Origin of the sequence: Corallococcus sp. CA054B, from assembly GCF_003611625.1 — a bacterium.
GTDB lineage: Bacteria > Myxococcota > Myxococcia > Myxococcales > Myxococcaceae > Corallococcus > Corallococcus coralloides.
The window spans coordinates 25,363-44,451 of the sequence record NZ_RAVY01000062.1 but is presented as its reverse complement, the minus strand read 5'-3'; the positions used below and the strand labels follow the sequence as shown (position 1 = coordinate 44,451).

The 19,089-nt window shown below is 71.3% G+C and carries 13 protein-coding genes; 5 read left to right on the top strand and 8 right to left on the bottom strand.

Features of this window, described 5'->3' with window-relative positions; all coding sequences use genetic code 11:
* Window positions 1-122: 122 nt before the first annotated feature.
* From D7V80_RS17355 to D7V80_RS17340, 4 genes are all read right to left on the bottom strand, one after another.
* Window positions 123-572, bottom strand: coding sequence for a DUF3293 domain-containing protein (locus D7V80_RS17355; protein ID WP_120589220.1), 450 nt, complete (start codon window positions 570-572; stop codon window positions 123-125).
* On the bottom strand, window positions 565-2,109 hold the full coding sequence (locus tag D7V80_RS17350; RefSeq protein WP_304987782.1) for an MBL fold metallo-hydrolase: 1,545 nt from the start codon (window positions 2,107-2,109) through the stop codon (window positions 565-567). The genes D7V80_RS17355 and D7V80_RS17350 overlap by 8 nt, the downstream gene beginning before the upstream one ends.
* 136 nt (window positions 2,110-2,245) lie before the next feature.
* Complete coding sequence (locus D7V80_RS17345; RefSeq protein ID WP_120589219.1) at window positions 2,246-2,761, bottom strand: ester cyclase; 516 nt, start codon at window positions 2,759-2,761, stop codon at window positions 2,246-2,248.
* Window positions 2,758-5,172, bottom strand: coding sequence for an acyl-CoA dehydrogenase (locus D7V80_RS17340; protein WP_120589218.1), 2,415 nt, complete (start codon window positions 5,170-5,172; stop codon window positions 2,758-2,760). The genes D7V80_RS17345 and D7V80_RS17340 overlap by 4 nt, the downstream gene beginning before the upstream one ends.
* Before the next feature lie 152 nt (window positions 5,173-5,324).
* Between D7V80_RS17340 and D7V80_RS17335 the strand changes: the two genes are divergently transcribed.
* Window positions 5,325-6,593: a phosphatidylserine/phosphatidylglycerophosphate/cardiolipin synthase family protein gene (locus D7V80_RS17335; RefSeq protein ID WP_120589217.1), complete on the top strand. Its 1,269-nt coding sequence runs from the start codon at window positions 5,325-5,327 to the stop codon at window positions 6,591-6,593.
* Window positions 6,594-6,596: 3 nt separating this feature from the next.
* Here D7V80_RS17335 and nth read toward each other — a convergent pair whose 3' ends face one another.
* A complete protein-coding gene (gene nth / locus D7V80_RS17330) occupies window positions 6,597-7,361 on the bottom strand; it encodes an endonuclease III (protein WP_233585437.1) in 765 nt (254 codons plus the stop codon).
* A 126-nt stretch (window positions 7,362-7,487) separates the two neighbouring features.
* Here nth and D7V80_RS42800 point away from each other — a divergent pair, with 126 nt between their 5' ends.
* Window positions 7,488-7,925, top strand: coding sequence for a hypothetical protein (locus tag D7V80_RS42800; RefSeq protein ID WP_233585435.1), 438 nt, complete (start codon window positions 7,488-7,490; stop codon window positions 7,923-7,925).
* Window positions 7,926-7,928: 3 nt separating this feature from the next.
* On the opposite strand, the gene D7V80_RS17320 is transcribed toward D7V80_RS42800, so the two are convergent.
* Window positions 7,929-8,429, bottom strand: coding sequence for a GNAT family N-acetyltransferase (locus D7V80_RS17320; RefSeq protein WP_120589221.1), 501 nt, complete (start codon window positions 8,427-8,429; stop codon window positions 7,929-7,931).
* 166 nt (window positions 8,430-8,595) lie between these two features.
* Between D7V80_RS17320 and D7V80_RS17315 the strand changes: the two genes are divergently transcribed.
* From D7V80_RS17315 to D7V80_RS17305, 3 genes are all read left to right on the top strand, one after another.
* Window positions 8,596-14,253, top strand: a complete 5,658-nt coding sequence (locus D7V80_RS17315) for a hypothetical protein (protein WP_120589216.1) — start codon at window positions 8,596-8,598, stop codon at window positions 14,251-14,253.
* 33 nt (window positions 14,254-14,286) lie between these two features.
* Complete coding sequence (locus D7V80_RS17310) at window positions 14,287-15,210, top strand: CHAP domain-containing protein (protein ID WP_233585432.1); 924 nt, start codon at window positions 14,287-14,289, stop codon at window positions 15,208-15,210.
* Window positions 15,211-15,282: 72 nt separating this feature from the next.
* Window positions 15,283-15,678: a hypothetical protein gene (locus D7V80_RS17305; RefSeq protein ID WP_199738702.1), complete on the top strand. Its 396-nt coding sequence runs from the start codon at window positions 15,283-15,285 to the stop codon at window positions 15,676-15,678.
* A 14-nt stretch (window positions 15,679-15,692) separates the two neighbouring features.
* On the opposite strand, the gene bla is transcribed toward D7V80_RS17305, so the two are convergent.
* Together bla and D7V80_RS17295 are read right to left on the bottom strand one after the other, a co-directional pair.
* A complete protein-coding gene (gene bla, locus D7V80_RS17300; protein ID WP_120589213.1) occupies window positions 15,693-16,442 on the bottom strand; it encodes a subclass B1 metallo-beta-lactamase in 750 nt (249 codons plus the stop codon).
* A 114-nt stretch (window positions 16,443-16,556) separates the two neighbouring features.
* The gene (locus tag D7V80_RS17295; protein WP_370452507.1) at window positions 16,557-18,989 is read right to left on the bottom strand and encodes a protein kinase; all 2,433 of its coding nucleotides are present in this window, start codon (window positions 18,987-18,989) and stop codon (window positions 16,557-16,559) included.
* Window positions 18,990-19,089 lie beyond the last annotated feature (100 nt).

Below are 19,089 nucleotides of genomic sequence, written 5' to 3'. Positions count from 1 at the left end.
GCTCCTGGGGCGGGGTGGGTCCGGCGAGGCGGGGGACCCTGGCATCGTCTCGTGGCGCGGACGTGAGGGCCGGGTTCCGAATGCGTGTCGTCCCGGCGGATGTGACGTGGCCGACACCGGGCTCAGGAGCGCGCGGGCTCCCGGCACATCACCAGCTCCGCGGCCCCGCCCACGGCACCCCAGAGCACGGCCTCCTGGTCGAACAGGCGGCCCATGCGCAGGGCTTCGTCACGGGACAGGCCGGGGACGAAGAGGCTCTCCTCGAACCAGCGGCGGTCCTCCGCCACGCCCACGGCGGACACGCTCGGGTGGCCTTGGGCTTCCAGCAGCGTGAGCAGTCGTTGCTGGAGGCGCGCGTTGGTGCGGAGCGGGCGCGAGTGCGCGCGCGGGTTCCACGCGGTGAGGAAGGCCCACGTGGTGAAGCCGTGAGCAGCGAGCGCGGCGTCGAGCTCCGGATGCAAGGCGTCCGCGCGCAGCACGTGCTTGCGTCCGCCAACGAGCGGATGCGGGCGCACGACATAGCCCGTGGCCTTGAAGGCCCCGTGCAGCGCGGCCCGCCGTGCGTCACTCATGCGGAATCGCGACCGCGGCTCCCGTGCCCTGTGGACTGGGGACAGGAGTGACCACCGTCGCTGGGACGGCGGGCTTCGTCCCCGCGCCTTGCGGATCCGGCGACGGAGGCGTCGCGTTCGGCGGAGCGGCTGGCGGAGTCGCGGCGGTCGGGCCCGTGCCCTGCTGAGCCGCGGGCGGCGCGGGAGGATTCGCGCTCGGTGCCGTGGCTTGTGGCTTCGGGGTCACCGGCTTTGCTGTCTGCGGACTCACGGCCGCGGGCACAGGCAGCAGCGGCAGCGCCGGGTGCCCTTCCCGCAGCTTGGGCGGAATCTGGCTGGCCACGATGGGCGCTTCCTCCGCGGTCTTCCACGGACGGTCGGGCCACCAGCGCTCCACGGGCGGCGGCGTCAGCGCGAGGAAGTCCTGCCCGGGCCGGGGCGCGGTGATGCCCACGCCGTCATGCTTCGCGGCCACCAGCGAGCGCTCAATCGGCTCCGTCCACCCGTGGTACGCCAGCGTCACCAGCCCCCAGTGCACCGGCAGCATCAACCGGCCCTGCACCAGCCGGTGGGCCAGCACCGCCTGCTCCGGCCCCAGGTGCCAGTCCGGCCAGCCCGCGCCGTACTGACCCGTTTCAATCATCGTCAAATCGAACGGCCCCAGCTTCGTGCCAATCTCCTCCATCGCGGGGAACAGGCCCGTGTCGCCGGAGTAGTAGACGCGGTGCTTGGGCCCCACCAGCGCCCAGCCCGCCCACAGCGTCTTGTTCTGCTGGAGGAACCGGCCCGACGCGTGCCGCGCGGGCGTGCACACGATGTCCAGCCCCTTCACCTTCGTGCGCTCCCACCAGTCCAGCTCCACGATGCGGTTGGCCGGCACGCCCCAGTATTCCAGGTGCTCGCCCACGCCCAGCGGCACCACGAACGTGGTGTCCCAGTCCTTCATCGCGTCGATGGTGGCGAAGTCCAGGTGGTCGTAGTGGTCGTGCGAAATCACCACCGCGTCGATGGGCGGCAGCGCGTCCAGCGCGATGGGCGCGGGGAACCAGCGCTTCGGGCCAATCCACCCCAGCGGCGACGTGCGCTCGCCCCACACGGGGTCGGTGAGCACGCGGTGCCCGTCCACCTCCACCAGCGTGGACGAGTGCCCCATCCAGGTGACGCGCAGCCCGTCCTCGGGCGGCGTCGCGAAGCGCTTCGGGTCGATGCGGTCCACCACCACCGGCATCCGGGGCGTGCTCTCCTCGCTGGAGCTGAACAGGTCCGACAGCGTCCGCTCCCAGTTGTTGAGGATGGGCTGCGGGTTCTCGAACCCTCCGTCCAGCCACTGCGGCGAGCGCGTCATCCGCTCCAGCCGAGCCCCTTCCGGCACCTTGCCGAACGCACGCCAGCCGTCGATGACGACGACCAGCAGGAACGCACCCAGCAGGAGCAGGCCCCATCCGAACAGGCGCAACAACCTGCCGCCCCAGGACGGCCGCTGGCCGTAGGAGGGAAAGGCCGTGCGGAAGGCCTTCTGTCGGGCCTTGTCCGCGGCCCGCATGGGTCCCGCGTTCATCCTCATCCCCGGACCCTGATGGGTCCGGTGCATAGGTGTCAATGGGGAGACATCCCGCTACGCCCCGGTTTTTCCTGACTCCGGCGGCGTCGAGCCCGACCCGTGGCCGTTCAGCGTGCTCCCGGGTCAGGACCCTTCAGAACTCGGGCGGGACGACCTTGAATCCGCGCTGGAGCAGCGGATCCAGCCGGTCCGTGAGGTCCCACGACTCCACCAGCCGGCCGTCGCGCAGGCGGTACAGCGAGTCCCCATGGAACGTGAGCGGGCGGGACTTGCCGTCCGCGGTGGGCGGACCCTGGGTGTCCGTGCCCGTCGCGCGCCAGCGCACCATCACCCAGTCGTCCTCCGCCATCACATGGAGCAGCTCGAACTTCAGGTCCGGGAAGAGGGTGAACCCCGCCTCCGCCTGGGTGCGCACCACCTCCGGGCCGCGCAGGTCCTGCGGGGCGCCCTCGGAGCGGTCCACGTAGTCGGCCGCGATGTACTCCGGCAGGCGCTCCAGGCGCTTCTGGTTGTAGATCTCCTCGGTGAACAGGCGGGCGCGCTCCTTGTTGGATTCGCCCACCTGCCGGGCCCGTTCCGCGGGGGACACCGTCGCGCAACCGGTGAGCCCCACGAGCCCCAACATCACCCACGACACACAGGTCCTCATGACGCGCGGGAATCTGCCGGGCCCGCACGGGCGCTGTCAGCCGCCGTGTCGTCGAACCGTTCACCGCCGGGCGCCAGCCGCCCCAGGCCGATGGGCGCCGCAAGGCAGGTGTCGGGAATCCCGAATGCGTCCACCAGCCCCACGGCATCCGGCCGCAGCTCCTCGCACAGCTTCACGCGCTCCTTGCGGATGGCCTGGGCCTTGGGGGCCGTGAGCCAGCCGTGCTCCAGGAACCAGCCGCTGGCGGACTCCAGGCAGGACAGGCCGAAGAGGTCCGCCATGCGCCCCAGCACCGGCTTGAGCGCTTCGTCCTTCACCTCCGCCACGCCGCGCAGGAACTGCTCCAGCACGATGCGCTCCACGCTCGCGTGCGCCAGGGCCAGGAGGTGCGCCTGCACCTGGTTGAAGGCTTCAAAAGCCTCCACGCCCGCGGTGAGCCGCTTGCGGATGCGCTTGGACACGGACGCGAGCAGGGCCTCCTCGCGGAAGCGCAGGGCGCGCAGCTGGAAGTCGCTGTCGCGCAGGTGGTCCGTGTCCGTGCGCCGGCCGGCGATGGGGTTTCGGTCCGTGAACACCGTGGCGGCCTGGTCCACGATGAGGCGCAGCACCGCGAAGACGCGGTCGTCCTCGAAGCGCTGGCGGTAGCCCGTGAGCAGGCCCTTGGCGACCAGCTGCATGAGCACGGTGTTGTCGCCCTCGAACGTCGTGAACACGTCCGTGTCCGCCTTGAGCGACGCGAACCGGTTCGCGGTGAGATAGCCCTGGCCGCCGCACGCCTCGCGGCACTCCTGGATGGTGGCGGTGGCGTTCCACGACGCGTAGGCCTTGAGGCCCGCGGCGAGCGCCTCGATTTCGCGCGCGTCGTCCTCCGTGCGGTGGACGTAGCGGTCCACCAGGTACTCCAGCGCGAAGTCCACCGCGTACGCCTTGGCCACGAGCGGCAGGAGCCGCAGCTGGTGTACCTGGTGGTCCAGCAGGCGCACTTCCGGAGCGCCCTGGGGGCCGAACTGGCGGCGCAGGTCGCCGTAGCGCACGGCGATGGTCAGCGCGCTCTTGGCCGCGGACAGGGACGCGCAGGCCACGCTCACGCGGCCCGCCACCAGCGCGCCCAGCATGGTGAAGAAGCGCTTGGAGTCGCCGGTGATGGAGGAGGTGTACTCGCCTCCTTCCGTCACCTGGCCGTAGCGGTCGAGCAGGTTGTCGCGCGGGACGCGCACGTGGTCGAACCACAGCCGGCCATTGTCCACGCCGTTGAGGCCCATCTTCTCGCCGCAGTCCTCGATGCGGATGCCCGGCAGGACCTTGCCCTTCTCATCGCGCAGCGGGACGAGCAGCGCGTGCACGCCCAGGCGTTCCCCGTCCACCTCCAGTTGCGCGAACACGGTGGCGATGCGCGCGTGGCGGGCGGCGTTGCCAATCCATTCCTTGCGCGCGGTCTCCGACGGCGTGTGGAGGACGAACTCGCCCGTGGCCGCGTCGTAGCGGGCCACCGTCTCGCAGTCGCGCACGTTGGAGCCGTGGCCCAGCTCGCTCATCGCGAAGCAGCCGGGCAGCTCCAGCGAGGCGACCCGGGGCAGGTACTGCTGGTGGTGCCGCTTCGTGCCCAGGAACAGGATGCTGGAGCCGAACAGGCCGAAGTGCACACCCGCCTTGATGACGAGGCTCAGGTCGAAGAAGGCCATCGTCTCGAACGCGGCGATGAACGCGCCGAGGTCGCCGCCGCCCTCGCGGCCCTTGGGGAAGGCGAGCTGGCCCAGACCGTCATTGGCCAGGTGCTTGAGCCAGTCGAAGACCTGGTCGCGGTAGGCGGTGGTGGTGAGCCCTTCCTTGTAGCGGAAGTCCGCGTCCTCCAGCCAACCGCGCACCCGCTGGCGCACGTCCGAGTAGGTGCGCTCCAGCACGGCCGTCATCGCCACGGGGTCGAAGGACGCCGCGTGCGAGCGGGGCTCCGCCTTCGGGACGCGGGACGCCTTGGGCACCAGGGAGCGCACCGCCTCCTTGCCGTCCACGCCCAGGGTGGCCTCGATGGCGGCCAGGGCCTTGGCCAGCTCCGCGGGCGGGATGTTCAGGGGCGCTTCGCCCGCGAGCGCCTGGGCCAGCTGCACGCCCAGCTCCGCCAGGTTCTGCTGCTGGCTGGTGGCCAGCTTCTCCGCGGTGGCGCGGATGTGCTCGCGCACGAGGGCCAGCTCACGGGGCGGGGGCGGACGCAGCGGATCCACCCAGAGGGCCAGGATGGAGCTGGACTTGAGGTCCAGCCAGGGCTGGGAGCGGGCGGCGGCGCCCAGCGCGCGAAGCTCGTCGCCCGTCAGCTCGCCGTCCGTCCAGGCGACGTACAGCATGGGGACCAGCGGGGCGAGGCTGGACAGGGACAGCAGCTCCCGGGCGGAGGGGCGAGATGGGGCGTCGAGCATGCGGACTCTCCAGGCGAGGGAACTGAAAGAAGGCCAGTGTCGCCACGGTGAAAGGCTCCGGCAACGATGGAATGGGTTCCTGTTCACCGGCTGGAGCGGGAGGCGGGCGGTGACTCCCGGGGGAGGGCAGGCGTCCCTACGTTGCCGGGACCATGAGCGAGCTTACGGACGAGTTGCTGCCCCAGCCGGGGGCGCATGGGTTCGACGGCGGCGACGAGACGCGCAAGCACGAGATGCAGGGCCCGTTCGAGCTGCCACCGGGACCCGAGGGCTTCTCGTTCGCGCTCTATCAGGCCACGGGCGTGGGGCTGTCACCGGGGCACCGGATGCACCTGCTGGAGAACAGCCAGGTCTTCGACCGGATGTTGGAGGACATCCGCGCGGCGAAGCACAGCGTGCACATGCTCGTCTACATCTGGCGGCCGTGCGAGCTGTCGGACCGGTTCGTGGAGGCGCTGATTGAGCGCTCGCGCGCGGGCGTGCAGTGCCGCGTGGTGGTGGATCCGGTGGGCAGTGAGGAGACGACCGGGGACAAGGACTTCGATCAGCAGATTGAGAAGCGCCTGACGGACGCGGGCGTGGAGGTGCACTACTACCGGCTGCTGGCGGGCAAGGTGCTGGGGCGGCTGTTGAGCCGGTCGCACCAGAAGATCGTCGTGGTGGACGGGCGCGTCGCGTACACGGGCGGCTTCGGCATCTGGAAGGTGTGGGAGGGGGACGGCCTCAATCCGGACAACTGGCGCGACACGCACATCCGCGTGGAGGGACCGGAGGTGCGGCGCATCCAGGTGACGTTCTCCAAGCACTGGCTGGAGTCCGGCGGAGGGTTCCTGCCGCGCGAGTGCTTCCCGGAGCTGAAGGAGGAGGGGGGCGGTTGCGCGGCGTTCATCGACAGCGCCGGGCGGCTGGGCATCACCGAGGCGGAGCGGATGGTGCGGTTGGTGGTGGCCGCGGCGACGAAGCGGCTGTGGATCGCCAACGCGTACTTCACGCCGCCCAACGACATCCTGGATCAGCTGGAGGTGAAGGTCCGGCAGGGCGTGGACGTGCGGGTGATGGGCCCGGGGCCTCAGCATGATGTGCCGGTGGTGCGCGCGTCGCAGCGGTCGACGTATGAGCGGCTGTTGGCGGCGGGGGTGCGCATCTGGGAGTACCAGCCGGCGATGCTGCACTCGAAGACGATGCTGGTGGATGACTGGCTGTGCGTCGTGGGCTCCACGAACCTGGATTCGCTGTCGCTCAACAAGTTGAGCGAGGGCTCGCTGGTGTTCGAGGACCGGGAGATTGCTTTGAAGTTGGAGGAGTGCTGGGAGAAGGACGTGCGGCACTCGAAGGAGATTTCCCTGGAGAACGGCGGCCGGACGAACCCGTGGCGGAGGTTCGCGAGGCGGGCCACGCAGTGGGCGGGGCACGACCGGTAGGTGTCAGCGGTGGGAGGTGACGCCCTCCTGCCGGCAGTAGGGGAGCACGGGGCAGGTGGAGCACTTCGGGCGGGAGCCGGTGCACACGTGTTTGCCAAAGGGGACGAGGAGCCGGTTGAGCTCCACCCAGTAGGGACGGGGGAGCACGGCTTCGAGCGCGGCGAGGGTGCGCTCCGGAGTGGAGGCCTTCACGTAGCCCCAGCGATTGGTGACGCGGTGGACATGGATGTCCACGCTGATGACCTCATGGCCGCAGGCGATGCCGAGCGCCAGGTGCGCGCACTTGGGGCCCACGCCCTTGAACGACTGGAGCACGTCCGGATCCGCGGGGAGCTGGCCGTTGAATTCGTCACGCGTACGCACGGCGATGGCGTGGACCTGGTGGGCCTTGCCTTCGTGGAAGGTGACGGGGCGGATGAGGGCGTCAATCTCCGCGGGGGTGAGGCGCGCGAGGGCTTCGGGCGTGTGCGCGCGGCCGAGGAGCCGGAGGGACGCGGGGAGGCTGACTTCATCGAGCGTGCGGATGGAGAGGATGCACGCGATGAGCTGTTCGAAGAGGGAGCCGTGGCCTTTCGCGGCGAGCTCGAACATGGCGGCGTCCGCGAAGGAGCGGACCTCGTGGCGCACGCGGCGGAGGACCTCTTCGATGTCGAAGGGGAGCTTCTCCGTGTCTGACGGGGCTGCGTGCACGGCGCGGGCGCTCTGGGAGCGCGGCGCCCGCCGTGGACCTGTCATCAGCGTGGACCGGGACTGCTTCTTGACCGCCATGCGGGCCTCCTGACCTGGGAAGTTGGGTCCGGAGGATGTGACTGGCCGGGCATACTTGCCGGGCCGGTGGGCGGGCGGTCAGGCTGGCGGGGTGATGCGGCAACGTCCCTACCCACGAGGTGCCTCTTGCTGAAGCCTCATCACGTCCTGCTGCTGGTGTCGCTTGTGGCGGATGGTGGAAGCACGCCCTCTCGGCCTGACTCAGGGGTTCCTGCGAAGCCGGATGGGGGCGTCGAGGCCGGAGCTTCGGACGCAGGCATCCAGTGGCCCACGGATTTACGCCCGCTCGCGACGCTGGATGGGCCTGCGGTCCTGGCAGCCCATGCCGCGCTCCAACGCGTCCTCTCCAGCTTTCCCAAGCAGGACGCGGGGGCTTGTGAATCGTCCGCCCGGTCGCTGGACGTGGTGGTGGGCCTGGAGGGCGGCGTCTACTTCGTCCGGGTCGACCGGCGGCTCGACCGTTGCGGATGGCCCGCCGGAAGCCAGCTGGAGTTCGACTGGTTCGAGCTGTACGCGGTGTCGCCCGAGGGCAAGGTCCTGGGGCGACGCGCGGTCATGCCGTAGCGCTCACGTCCCCTGGGTCAGGTTCATCGCGTACCAGCGGTCGCAGCCGAAGTGGCCCGTGCGGCCCATGGGGGCGCAGAGCGGTTCGAAGCCGACCTTGCGGTAGAGCTTCTGGGCTTGATCCATGCCCGCCAGCGTCTCCAGGTAGCACTGCTTGAAGCCGGCGCTTCGCGCGAACTCCAGACAGTGTCTCAAGAGGCGCTCGCCCATGCCGTGGCCCCGGGCCGTGGGCAGGAAGTACATCTTTCGCAGCTCGCAGACGTCCGGCGCTCCTCCGTCCAGCGGCGCGATGCCCGCACCTCCCACCACCTGGCCCCCATGCTCCACCACGAAATACACATGCCGGGGACGGCTGTAGGCCGCGGTCATCGCATTCACCTCCGGGTCGTGGATCGCGAACCCCGGACCGTCGGCTCCGAACTCCGGCATCACCGCGCGGATGACCGCCGCCATCGCCGCGTCGTCCCGGGCCTCGATGGGCCTCAACGTCAGTTCCGTGCTCATGACCTCCACGGTCCCATGACTCACGGCCTCCGGCCAGCGGCGCCCGGTGTGCACGTGTGCAGCGCCCTGCACAACCGCCACTCGCCCGACGCACCCCAGTGGATTTCAATCCCGTGCCATTCCAGGGCATTCTCCGTGGCACGGTCGTTGTAGAGGGGGAAGTTCCATGTACTGTCCTGCCTGCCGACAAGAACGCCTGGGAAGCGCGTCCCAGTGCGTCGTCTGTGGCAATCGTCTCGCCGCCCGCGCCCGCTCCGCCATCGAGGCCGAGCTCGCGCATGTCCACTTCCTCCTGGACGAGGTGCGCCGCTGGGACGTCCACGACGTGCCGCCCAACGTCGCCCGCCGCCTCACCGAGCGCTACGAGCGCCAGGCCCGCGTCCTCCTCTCCGTCCTCACCGAGACGCCCATCGACGCGCTGCCGTCCGCGCCCGTTGAGCTTCGCAACGAGGCCGTGACGCCTCCGACGATGGGGGAGGGCGCCGTCGCCCTTGGCCCCGTGACGCTTCCCACCGTGGATGCGGCCGCCGATGTGGCTTCCGTCGAGCAGGTCGCCGCGAAGGTCATCGCGGATGCCCCCGCCTCCGCTGATCACGCGGCTGTCGTCGACTCCCCCGTCGCCCACGTTGCCGCTGCCGATACTGCTGACGCCACCACCGCTCCGGACGCTTCCGCCGCTGTCCCCGAGGCCCCCGCGACTCCTGGCTCCACGGGCGCTTCCTTCCACTTCAACTCGCTCGACCTCATCGCGTGCCTGGGCATCGCCTCGCTGTCGGATGGCTCCGCGGCTCGCCGGTTGAACGCGGGCCGTGTCTCCGCTGAGCCCCGTGCGCGGGCCGTCAACGAACAGCGGACTGCTCGCCAGCTGCCTCCGAACCCGGCCGAACCGTTCGTGGAGCCTCCCGCTCCCAACAGCCGCACCGCCCGCATCGTCGAGCAGACCTCGACGTGGAGCCGCGTGTGGCGGCCGTTCCTCTACGAGAGCATCGCGTGGTTCATCGGCGCGTTCCTCATCCTCTCCGGCACGCTCTACTTCGTCTTCGAGTCCTGGGACGGGATGACGTCCGTCACCCGCTCGCTCACCGTCTTCCTCATGACCGTGGGCTACTCCGTCGGCTTCTCCGTGTGGGGCGGCTACCTCGCCCGCCGCGAGTCCCTGCGCAAGCCGGGCCACATCCTCGGCCTCATCGGCTCCGCCGTGGCCCCGCTCGGCGGCGTCGCGCTGGGGCCCCTGGGCTTTGGTGAAGCGCTGCATCTCGACGGCGTGCGCCCCTTGCTGCTCGTGCCGCTCCTCTTCGTCTGGTCCGGCGTCGCCGCGTGGCTCGCCCGCAAGCCCGTGGATTCCTTCGACGCGCCCTCGCGCCCGTTCATCCAGCTGGGCCTCGTCGGCGTCACGCTCATCATGGGCCTGGCCCCCGTGGCCGCGCGCGTGGGCGTCCCGGCGGTGTGGCTCAACACCCTGCCGTGCATCCTCTTCTTCCTGCTGTCGAGCAAGGCCACCGAGACCCCTCGGAAGGGCGGTGCGCTCACCTTCGCGCTCGCCGCGCCCCTGTTCCTCACCGCGATGTTCGCCATCCGGTTGCACCTGGCCCTGGGCGCCGCCGGAACCTCCGTTCCTCCTGGCACCTACGCGCCCTTCGCGGCGTTCCTGCTCGCCACCTGCCTGCGCTTCCGCACGCTCGATGAGAAGCGCGCCGCGGATCCGCTCGCGGTCGCCACCATCGCGCTCCAGGTGGCCTGCCTCGCGGGCGCCATCGTCGGCACCAGGCCCGCCTTCTTCTTCACCGCCGCCATCTTCACCGGCACGCTCGTGTCGCTGTCGCGCGGCCCCCTGAACCGCCTGCCGTGGCTCTACCCGGCGTACGCGGGCGCCTACTTCAGCTATGCGTCCAGCGCGCAGTTGATCCCGCACGCCCTCACGCTCCTCCTCAATGCCATCAAGACGCGCATGGGCTACCCGCCCTCTGCGCCGTTGCCCCTCCAGTACGGCGCGCTGACGGCCGTCCCGTTCGTGCTCGCGGGCCTGGTGCTCGCGTTCTTCGCCCAGAAGCGCGGCGAGCGCACCGGTGACGCTCGCTCCCTGGGGCTCGCGGACGTGCTGCTGCGCTGCACCACCTGGGCCGCGCCCGCGTTCGTCATCTACTCCCACCTGGGGCCCGACTCGCGGCCCTCCTTCTTCGCCACGCTCGCCCTGGCCGCGATGTCCCTGGGCTCGGGCCTGCTGTTCAAGCGCTTCCCGCTGTCCGCCGTGGGCTCGGTGCTCTTCGGCCTGCTGCCCTTCAGCGCCTTCCGCGTCTACGGCGTGGAGCCCGCGGCCGTCGTGTCCGGCGTCACCGCCCTGGGCCTCGCGGGCCTCACGTGGCGGCTCACGGACGAGCGCACGCGGCGCTTCATCTCCGCCGTGGCCGGCGTCATCGCGACGTGCGGATTCGCCCTCGCGCTCGGCACGTCTTCCGTCGCCGCGCCTGTCGTGGGCATGACGCTGGGGGCCGCGGGTGTCCTGCTGGCCGCGTACCGGCTGCGCGACGAGAACTACCTGGCCTATGGCGCCCTCCTCGCGGGCGCCATCCTGCCGAAGCTCGCGGCGGCCCACTCCACGCAGGCGCTGGTCGCGGCGATGGTGGGCGGCTCGCTGGTGCTGGCGCTCCTGGGCGAGCGCGGCGGCCTGCTCAAGCGGTTCGGCGTGCCGGGCCTCCTGTACGCGGGGCTCGCGGTGCCGTGGGGGCTGGTCAGCATGACCTTCATGGGCCCCGTGCTCGTCACCGCCGCCGCGACGGTGGCGGTCGCCTCCCGCTCCTTCCCTGGTGTGCGGCCGTTCGCGGTCGTGCTCGTGGGCTTCGCGCTCCTGCCGGACGTGCCGCACGTCTACACGGTGTGGGGGCTGTCGCCGGGGCTGTCGCTGGTGCTGCTCGTCACCGGATCGCTCGTGGGCTCCATCGTCGCCGCGCGCAAGGGCAAGAGCGCGAGCACCACCACCGCGGGCATCCTCGCGCTCATCCTGCCGCTGTTGCCGGTGGCCCTGGCCCGCTCCAGCGACCAGACCCTGTTCCTGATGGGCGCGGCGCTGGCGGCGCTCTTCACCGCCCGCGCGCTGCCCGTGACGCTGGGCCTGATGCTGGGCTCCATCGAGGCCGTCTTCGCGCTGCACGCGTCCGGCCCGCTGGCCCTCTTGGGGCTCGCCACGTTCCTCAGCGTCCTGGCCCTGCTGGAGGACGTGCCCGCGGTGCGGCGCATCGCCGCGGGTGGCGAGTCCTTCCGCATCGTCGCCACGCTGGGCGCGATGGTGGTGCTGGCGGACGCCTCTCTGTCGTGGGACGGGCACGCGCTGTCGGAGATTCGCGGCGCCACGCAGCTCGCGCTCATCGGTCCGGCGCTGCTGCCGCTGTTGTGGACGCGCTCGCTGCACCGGCCCTTCGCCGCGGCGCTGATGGTGCCCTACGGCGTGGTGACCCTGATGGCCTGGTACCCTCCCTTCGGGTGGACCGCGCTGCTGCCGCTGTTCCCGCTGCTGGTGGTGCGCGTCGTGGAGCACGTGCCGGCCGCCGCCTCGCTGCTCCTGCGCTCGCGGGAGGAGGGCCCACGCCACGCGCTGTCGACGAGCATGCAGGTGGCGCTCGCGTGCCTGGGCGGACTGGCGCTGCTGGTCCCGGAGCAGGCGCTGAGCCAGCGCACGGCCCTCTTCTGCGCCATCGCGCTGGTGCCCATGACGGGCCCGCTGCCTTCCGTCCGAGTCATCGCCGCGTCCGGAATCCTGATGTTCATCCCGGCGGCGCGGCCCTGGGCCACCGGCCTGTTGCTGGCCCTGGCACTGGCGGATCACCATGCGCCGCAGGCCCTGGCCTCCTTCTTCCGCGGCCCGCGTGACACGGCGTTGCGCGCCTGCGCCACGGCTTCGGCCCTGGCGATCGCGGCGATGTCCACGCTGATGTCGCCGACTCCTGGCGCGCTGGCCGTGCTGGGCGCGGTGGTGCTGGTGTCCGCGTTCCTGCTGTCGCAGCGCTGGCTGCTCACTGCGGCGGTGGCGGTGTTCGCGCTGGCTCCGCTGGGCCAGACGGAAGCCTTCGCTGTGGGCATGTGGCGTCCGGAAGGCGCCGTGCTCGTCGCACTGGTGGGTCTGGCCTCCGCGCTGCTGTCCGCGCTGTGCCAGTCCGGCGCCGTGCAGCGGACGTTGACGGACCTCACCGCGCGCCTGACGCCCGGCATCGAGGGCACCTGGAGCGAGCCGCTGTGGGCCGGCGGCGCTGGCACCGTGGCGCTGCTCGTGGGGCTGCGGCTGTTGGACGCGGGCCCGGGCGAGCTGCCCCTGTCCGTGGCGCTGGTCGCGGGCGCCGCGTCGCTGACGCTGATGGTGACGCGCGAGCGCCTGATGATGAACGCCGCCACGGCGCTGCTGGGCCTGGTGCTGGTCGCCGCCGTGCCCCCGCTGTGGGCGCCCGCGGTGGTGGCGGGCACGGGCCTGCTGCTGGCCGCCGTCGGCTTCGCGCTGGACAAGCGCGGCGTGGAGGTGGGCGCGGCGCTGCACAACGGTGGCGCGGTGCTGGCGCTGCTGTCCCTGGCGGGCCTGCGCTCGCTGACGCACCCGGGCATGCCGCTGTGCGTGTTCTTCGGTTGGGCCACGGCGTGGGTGGTGGTGCTGCGCCGCCGCGACCGCGAGTGGGTGGGGTGGCTGGCGTCCCTCTTCGCCGTGCACGCCTTCCTCGTGCACTACGGCGCGACGCACTCCACGGGCCGGGGCGCGCAGTTCCTCCTCCCGTACTTCGGTGCCGCGACGGCGCTGCTCGCCACGCTGGTGCTGTCGGTGGCGGGCAAGGCGGTGCGCGGGCGCATGGGGCGGGCGTTCTCCATCATCGCGCTCACGGAGGTCCTGTTCGCGGTGCTGTCGGTGCGCATGCCGGGCGGCGCGGCCCGCGAGGCGTGGGTGGCGTGCGGCGGGCTGGTGTTCCTGCTGTTCGCCCTGGTTCGCCACGCGGCACGCGAGGAGGACGAAGGCGCGGCGTGGCTCGCGCAGGCGGCGGTGGCGATGGGCTACTTCTGCGTGCGCTTCATCGGCCTGAACGCGAGGCCCGACGCCGCGGACAGCCTGGTGTCCATCATGGGCGGCGCGGTCTTCATCGGCCTGTACCTCTTCGTGCGGCGCGAGGGCTCGGGCCTTGAGGCCTTCCGCCGTCCCGCCGTGGTGGGCGCGTGGCTCTTCCCTCTGGCGGGCCTGTTGACGGTGCCGTGGAGCCAGCCGTTCATCGCGGTGGCGCTGCTCGTGGGCTACGCGGCGCACTTCGCGGCGCTCGGGGCGTTCACGAAGCAGCGGGGCGCCGCGTCGACGATGTCCGTCGCCGCCTTCAACACGGCGCTGTACCTCGTGTGGCTGGGCACCGGCTCCGGCGAGCCGCAGTACTACGTCATCCCCGCGGGACTCTCCCTGCTCCTGCTCCTGCGCGTCTTCCGCAAGTCCCTGTCCCAGGACGCCTACGCGCAGCTGCGCGCCCTGGCGGTGACGGGCATCTACGTGGCGGGCGCGTGGAAGCCGCTGCTCTTCAACGACGGCGAGGCGATGCTCCTGTGCGTGTTCCTCTGCCTGGTGGGCGTGGGGGCGGGCATCGCGCTGCGGATCCGCTCCTATGTGTACCTGGGCTCGGCGTTCCTGGTGACGGCGGTGGCCGCCAACCTGGTGCGCTTCGGCATGCGCGACCACCGCATCGGCGCGCTGTTCCTGTCGATGCTGGGACTGCTCGTGGTGGGATTCATGGTGGTGCTCAGCGCCCACCGCGCAGCCCTGCTCCAGAAGTACGCGCGGGTGCGCGACCTGCTCGCGACCTGGGAGGGATGATCGCTGTTTGACGTAAAACGATTCCGGGGTTGAATGCGCCCGCGTTCACCCCCGGAGGACTTGTTGCTGCTGCGCCGTTCGTCGCTCGTCACCCTGATGTCGCTGGGCTGCCTGGTGGGTTGTGCGCACGTCCCGGACGCCGCGCCTCGCATGGCGGTGGAACTTCCGGTCGCGCCCGTCGCGCGGCCCTCCGTTGATGCCCCAAGCGTCGCGTCGGTGGGGGCAGCCGGTGCACTGGGCGTGAAGGCGGAAGCGCCTCCGCCGCTGGCCTTCGTGATGCCGGAGGGCAGCGCGGGACTGGCGGCGCTGCTGGAAGCGGATCCGCACCCGGTGCCGGAGGAGGCGGGCGTCATCGCGGCGGCGCTGGAGGCCGCGGCGCTCTTCACGGGGCCCACGCAGGGGCCGGGCGGCTTCTGGGACGAGCTGCTGCCGCCGCCGTCGAAGCTGGCGCGCGGCATCGTGGCGCGCGCGGCGCAGCTGGTGGGCGCGCGGCGGTTGGACCGCTCGGTGCCCAATGACTGTTCGGGGCTGGTGCGGCTGGCGTACCTGCAGGCCGGCATCGACCTGGTGGCGCACGGCTTCCTCGCGGGCGAGAACGCGGTGACGGGCATCTTCCGTCGCGCGCAGGCGGCGGGCGCGGTGCACCGGTTGAACCCGCGTCCGGGCGACCTGGCGTTCTTCAAGGAGACGTACGACCGCAACCGCGACGGCAAGCGCAACGACGGCATGACGCACATCGCGGTCGTGGAGTCCGTGGCGCCAGACGGCACCGTGACGTTCATCCACCGGGGCGGCAAGGGCGTGTCGCGCAGCCGCATGAACCTGGCGCGTCCCACGGTGCACAAGCTGAACTCGGGTGCGCTGCTCAACGATTTCATCCGACCGGCGAGCAAGGGGATGCGCGCGTACCTCGCGGGTGAGCTGTTCGTCGCGTTCGCTTCACCTGGAGGTTTGTAGTCTCACGGCAGTCGCAGGGGACGCACGGCGAGCGCGTTTGAATCCAAGCGCGGGTGTGGCGTCATCTCGCGCATGAGACTGCCCCTTCTGCTGGGAAGCCTGTTGCTGTCGTCCGGCTGCATCGTGGCGGAGACGCGCCCTTCGCGTCCGCACCCGAGGCCCCCGCCGTCGCGTCCCGTGGCGATGAGCTACGACGAAGCCGTGCGGCGCGGGTTCGACCAGTGCCGTGCGCGCGGCTACCGCTGCGACCTGCAGGAGGCGCACCTCACCGGCAAGGACGTGTGGAAGGTGAAGTTCCGTGTGAATGGCCGGGGCGAGAAGGGCCACCTGCACCTGGACTACGACGCGTACTCGCGCAACCTCATCAAGGTGAACGACAAGGTGAAGGGCAAGGGCCGCGACTGGGACGACGACTGGGACGGCCCGGGGCGTGGCAAGAAGAAGGGCCACGCGCACCGGGACGACTGAAGCACCGCGCATTTTCAGCGCGAGGTCTCCTTCAGCAGGGCCTCGGTGTGGTCGAGCAGCTCCGGCCCACCGGGCTGCTCGTGGCCGGGGATGATGACGCGAGCGTTGGGGAAGTGCTCGCGCTCGCGCTGGATGCTCGAGGGCCACGCGGCGACGTCCGCGTCCTCCAGATTGCCCAGGTGCTTCGCGCGGGCGTCCTTGATGAAGCAGCCGCCGTAGAGGATGCCTGACGCCGGATGCATGACGACCAGGTTGTCGGGCGAGTGCCCCGCGCCGGGGAAGAACACCGACAGCGGCCCGAAGTCCTGCGCATCCGCCAGCCGCTTCGAGGGAACAGGGTTGCCCTGCTTGCCCGCGCGCAGCGCCGTGTCCTCGCGAGCGTGGACGGGGATGCCCTGCGCGTCCAGCGTGGGGATGCCGCCGGTCCGGTCGAGGTGGAAGTGCGTCACCACGGCGGCGCGCACCGGATGGTGGAGCGTGTCGCGGGCCCAGGTGAGCAGCGCTTGGGCGTGCTCCGGCGTCCAGCCGGTGTCGACGAGGATGGACGCGTCACCGTCCTCCACGAGGAGCCCGTTCGCGGTCACACCCGCCCAGTCTCCGCCTGCTTCCGTGACATGCATCCACACGCCAGGCGCCATGCGCCGCACCCGCACGTCCTTCGCGAGCACGAACTCCTCCTGCTGAGACAGGGGAGGAGGCACGGAGGGCGCGGAGGCACAGGCCGTGAGGAGAAGCAGGAGGGGACCGCAGCGCAGTGGATTCATGGGGCTCCAGTGAGGGGACCGCGAGAGAGGCCCGCCGCGAGTGCAAGATGGATGCACAGCGGATCCGCATGGAGCGCGTGGTCTGCGTGACACACGCGCGTCCTTGGAGCCACGCTACGGCGCGGACTTCTTCTTCAGCTCTTCGATGGCCCGGTTGAACGTCTGCGGGTTGCAGGCCTTGCCGCCTGGCGGGTTCCCTGCCGCGCGCGTGAGGGCGGGCAGGGCGGCGGCGTTGCCCAGGTTCATCAGCCGCAACGCTGCTTTCGTGCGCACGCCGCAGTCGCTGGACTCCAACGAGGCGGAGTAGAGCCCCACCAGGTCCAGGCCCTCGCTGTCCCTCGAGTCCAGATAGCGCAGCGCGCCCCACTGCTTCGTCGAGGGTGCTCCCCGGGCCAGGGACTCGAGATGGGAGCGCACCGTCGTAGCGGGCAGCGCCTCCAGGGCCCGGCGCGCGGAGAGGTCCTTCTCGTTGTCTCCGAAGTCCGCGGCGAGCCCGTCCAGGAGCCGCGGCTCCGGCGCCTTCCTGCCTTCCTCGTCGAGGCCCAGGATGAGGCCGTGCTCCTCGTTGTGCCTGTTCAGCGCGTGCTTCGCCACCGCGCGCAGCAGCGTCGCTTCCGCGTCAGCCGGTGCGCCTGGCGCCTCCAGCCGCTGGAGCGCCTCCTTGGGCTTGTCTTCGTCCAGCAGCCCGCGCGCCTGCACCCGCGGATCATTCGCGTGCACCGTCCAGGCGATGCCCAACCCCAACAGCGCCAGCGCTCCCACGGCGCCGCCAGCCACCACGCGCGGACGCTGACGCAGGAGTGCCACGCCCTCGCGCGCCTTCGTGAGCAGGCCCGCCAGCGGTGACGGCTTCATCCCGGAGTCGGGGAGGCCCAGCGCCGCGCCGAACGGCGAACCCTCCGTCGCGCGCGTCACCCGGTACAACTGCACCTTCTCATCGCGCCCGGGCAGGGGAATGGTGCCGCAGGGCTCGGCGGCGGCCTCGGCGCGGTTGCGCACCATGTTCACGGCTTCGGTGAAGGTCACCTCGTCCGCGGCGGCCACGTGCTCCACCGCCTTCACGACCTCCATCGGCTCGCCGAGCACGGAGTCGTTCGTCACCAGCACCTCGCCCGCGTGCAGACACACGCGGACGTGGAGCTGGTGCTCTTCCGGCACCGTCTGGTTGTAGCGCCATAGCGCCTGCTGCATCGCCATGCCGCAGCGGATGGAGGCGCTGGGGGCCCGGAAGACCGCGACCAGTGCGTCTCCGCGCTTCTGCACCAGCTTCCCGTCGTGCTCGCGCACCAGCGGCATCAGCAGCCGGTCGTGCGTGTCCAGCATCCGCGCGTTCTCCTCGTGCGTCTGCCGGCTCATCCGGTCGGTGAAGCCCTGGATGTCGGTGAGCATCACCGTCACGTTCTGCGCCTTCGTCACCGCCGCGCCGCCCGTCACCGCTCCCAGTGCGCCCGACAGCAGGCCCGTGGTGCCGAACGCCGCCGTGCCCGTGCGCGGCTGGGCCTGTACCGGGGGCGCCGTCACCGAGGGCGCAGCCTGTGCCACGCCGAACGCCGACGTGCCGGAGCCCGGTCCCGCGGGCGCGGGATTCACGCCGAACGCCGCCGTGCCCGAACCGGAGCCGGCCGGTGCCGGGTTCATCCCGAAGCCGGCCGTGCCGGCCGGGGGCGTCGTGTTCGCGTGGACGATGGGCGTGCCCTGGCCAGGCGTGAACGCCATCAGCGCCGCGTGCGCCAGGCCCAGCGCGTCCGCCAGCTCGTTCGCCGTCTGGGGCCGCTTCGCCGGGTCCTTGTCCAACAGCCGCATCACCAGCGACAGCAGCCCCACGTAGCGCGACAGCTGCGGCGCCGCGCGATCCAGCGGCAGCGGCGCGTGCGAGGCGTGCTGCGACAGGAAGTGGCGCGGCGAAGGCCCGTCGAACGGCAGCCGCCCGGACAGCACGCGGTAGGCCAGCACTCCGAAAGAGTACAGGTCGCTGCGCGTGTCCACCTTCGCGCCCACGGCCTGCTCTGGCGACAGGTACTCCGGCGTGCCCAGCACCACGCCCACCTGGCTGAGCGCGCTGCCCGCCTCCGGCTCCACCAGCCGCGCGATGCCGAAGTCCAACAGCCGCGCCTGTTCCCCTCGCGCGGACGGGGAGATGAGGACGTTCTCCGGCTTCAGGTCGCGGTGGATGATGCCCTTGTCGTGGATGGCGGCCAGCCCTTCCGCCAGTTGCTGGAGCAGCGCCAGCGCGCGGGGCGCGAGCAGCGGGCCGCCCTGGAGCGCGTCGTAGAGGCTCTGCCCCTCCACGAACTCCATGACGAGGCACGCGGCGTCGCCGGACTGGCCGAAGTCCACGATGCGCACCACCGCCGGGTGCTCCACCGCGGAGAGGAGGCGCGCTTCGCGCTTGAAGCGCTCGGCCATGCCGGCCTGGGCGTGCAGATCGTGGTGGAGGACCTTGATGGCGACCTTGCGGCCCAGGGAGACCTGCTCACCCAGGTACACCTCACCCATGCCCCCAGAGCCCAGGGGCTTGAGAACCCGGAATCGACCGTCGAGAACCAGTGCGTCGGGGGCCAGCACGGCGCGGCATCTTGCACGGCTTCCGCCCAGGGCGCATGACGTTCCTCCAGGACGGAATCACCTGGGCAACGCCTGGGTACGC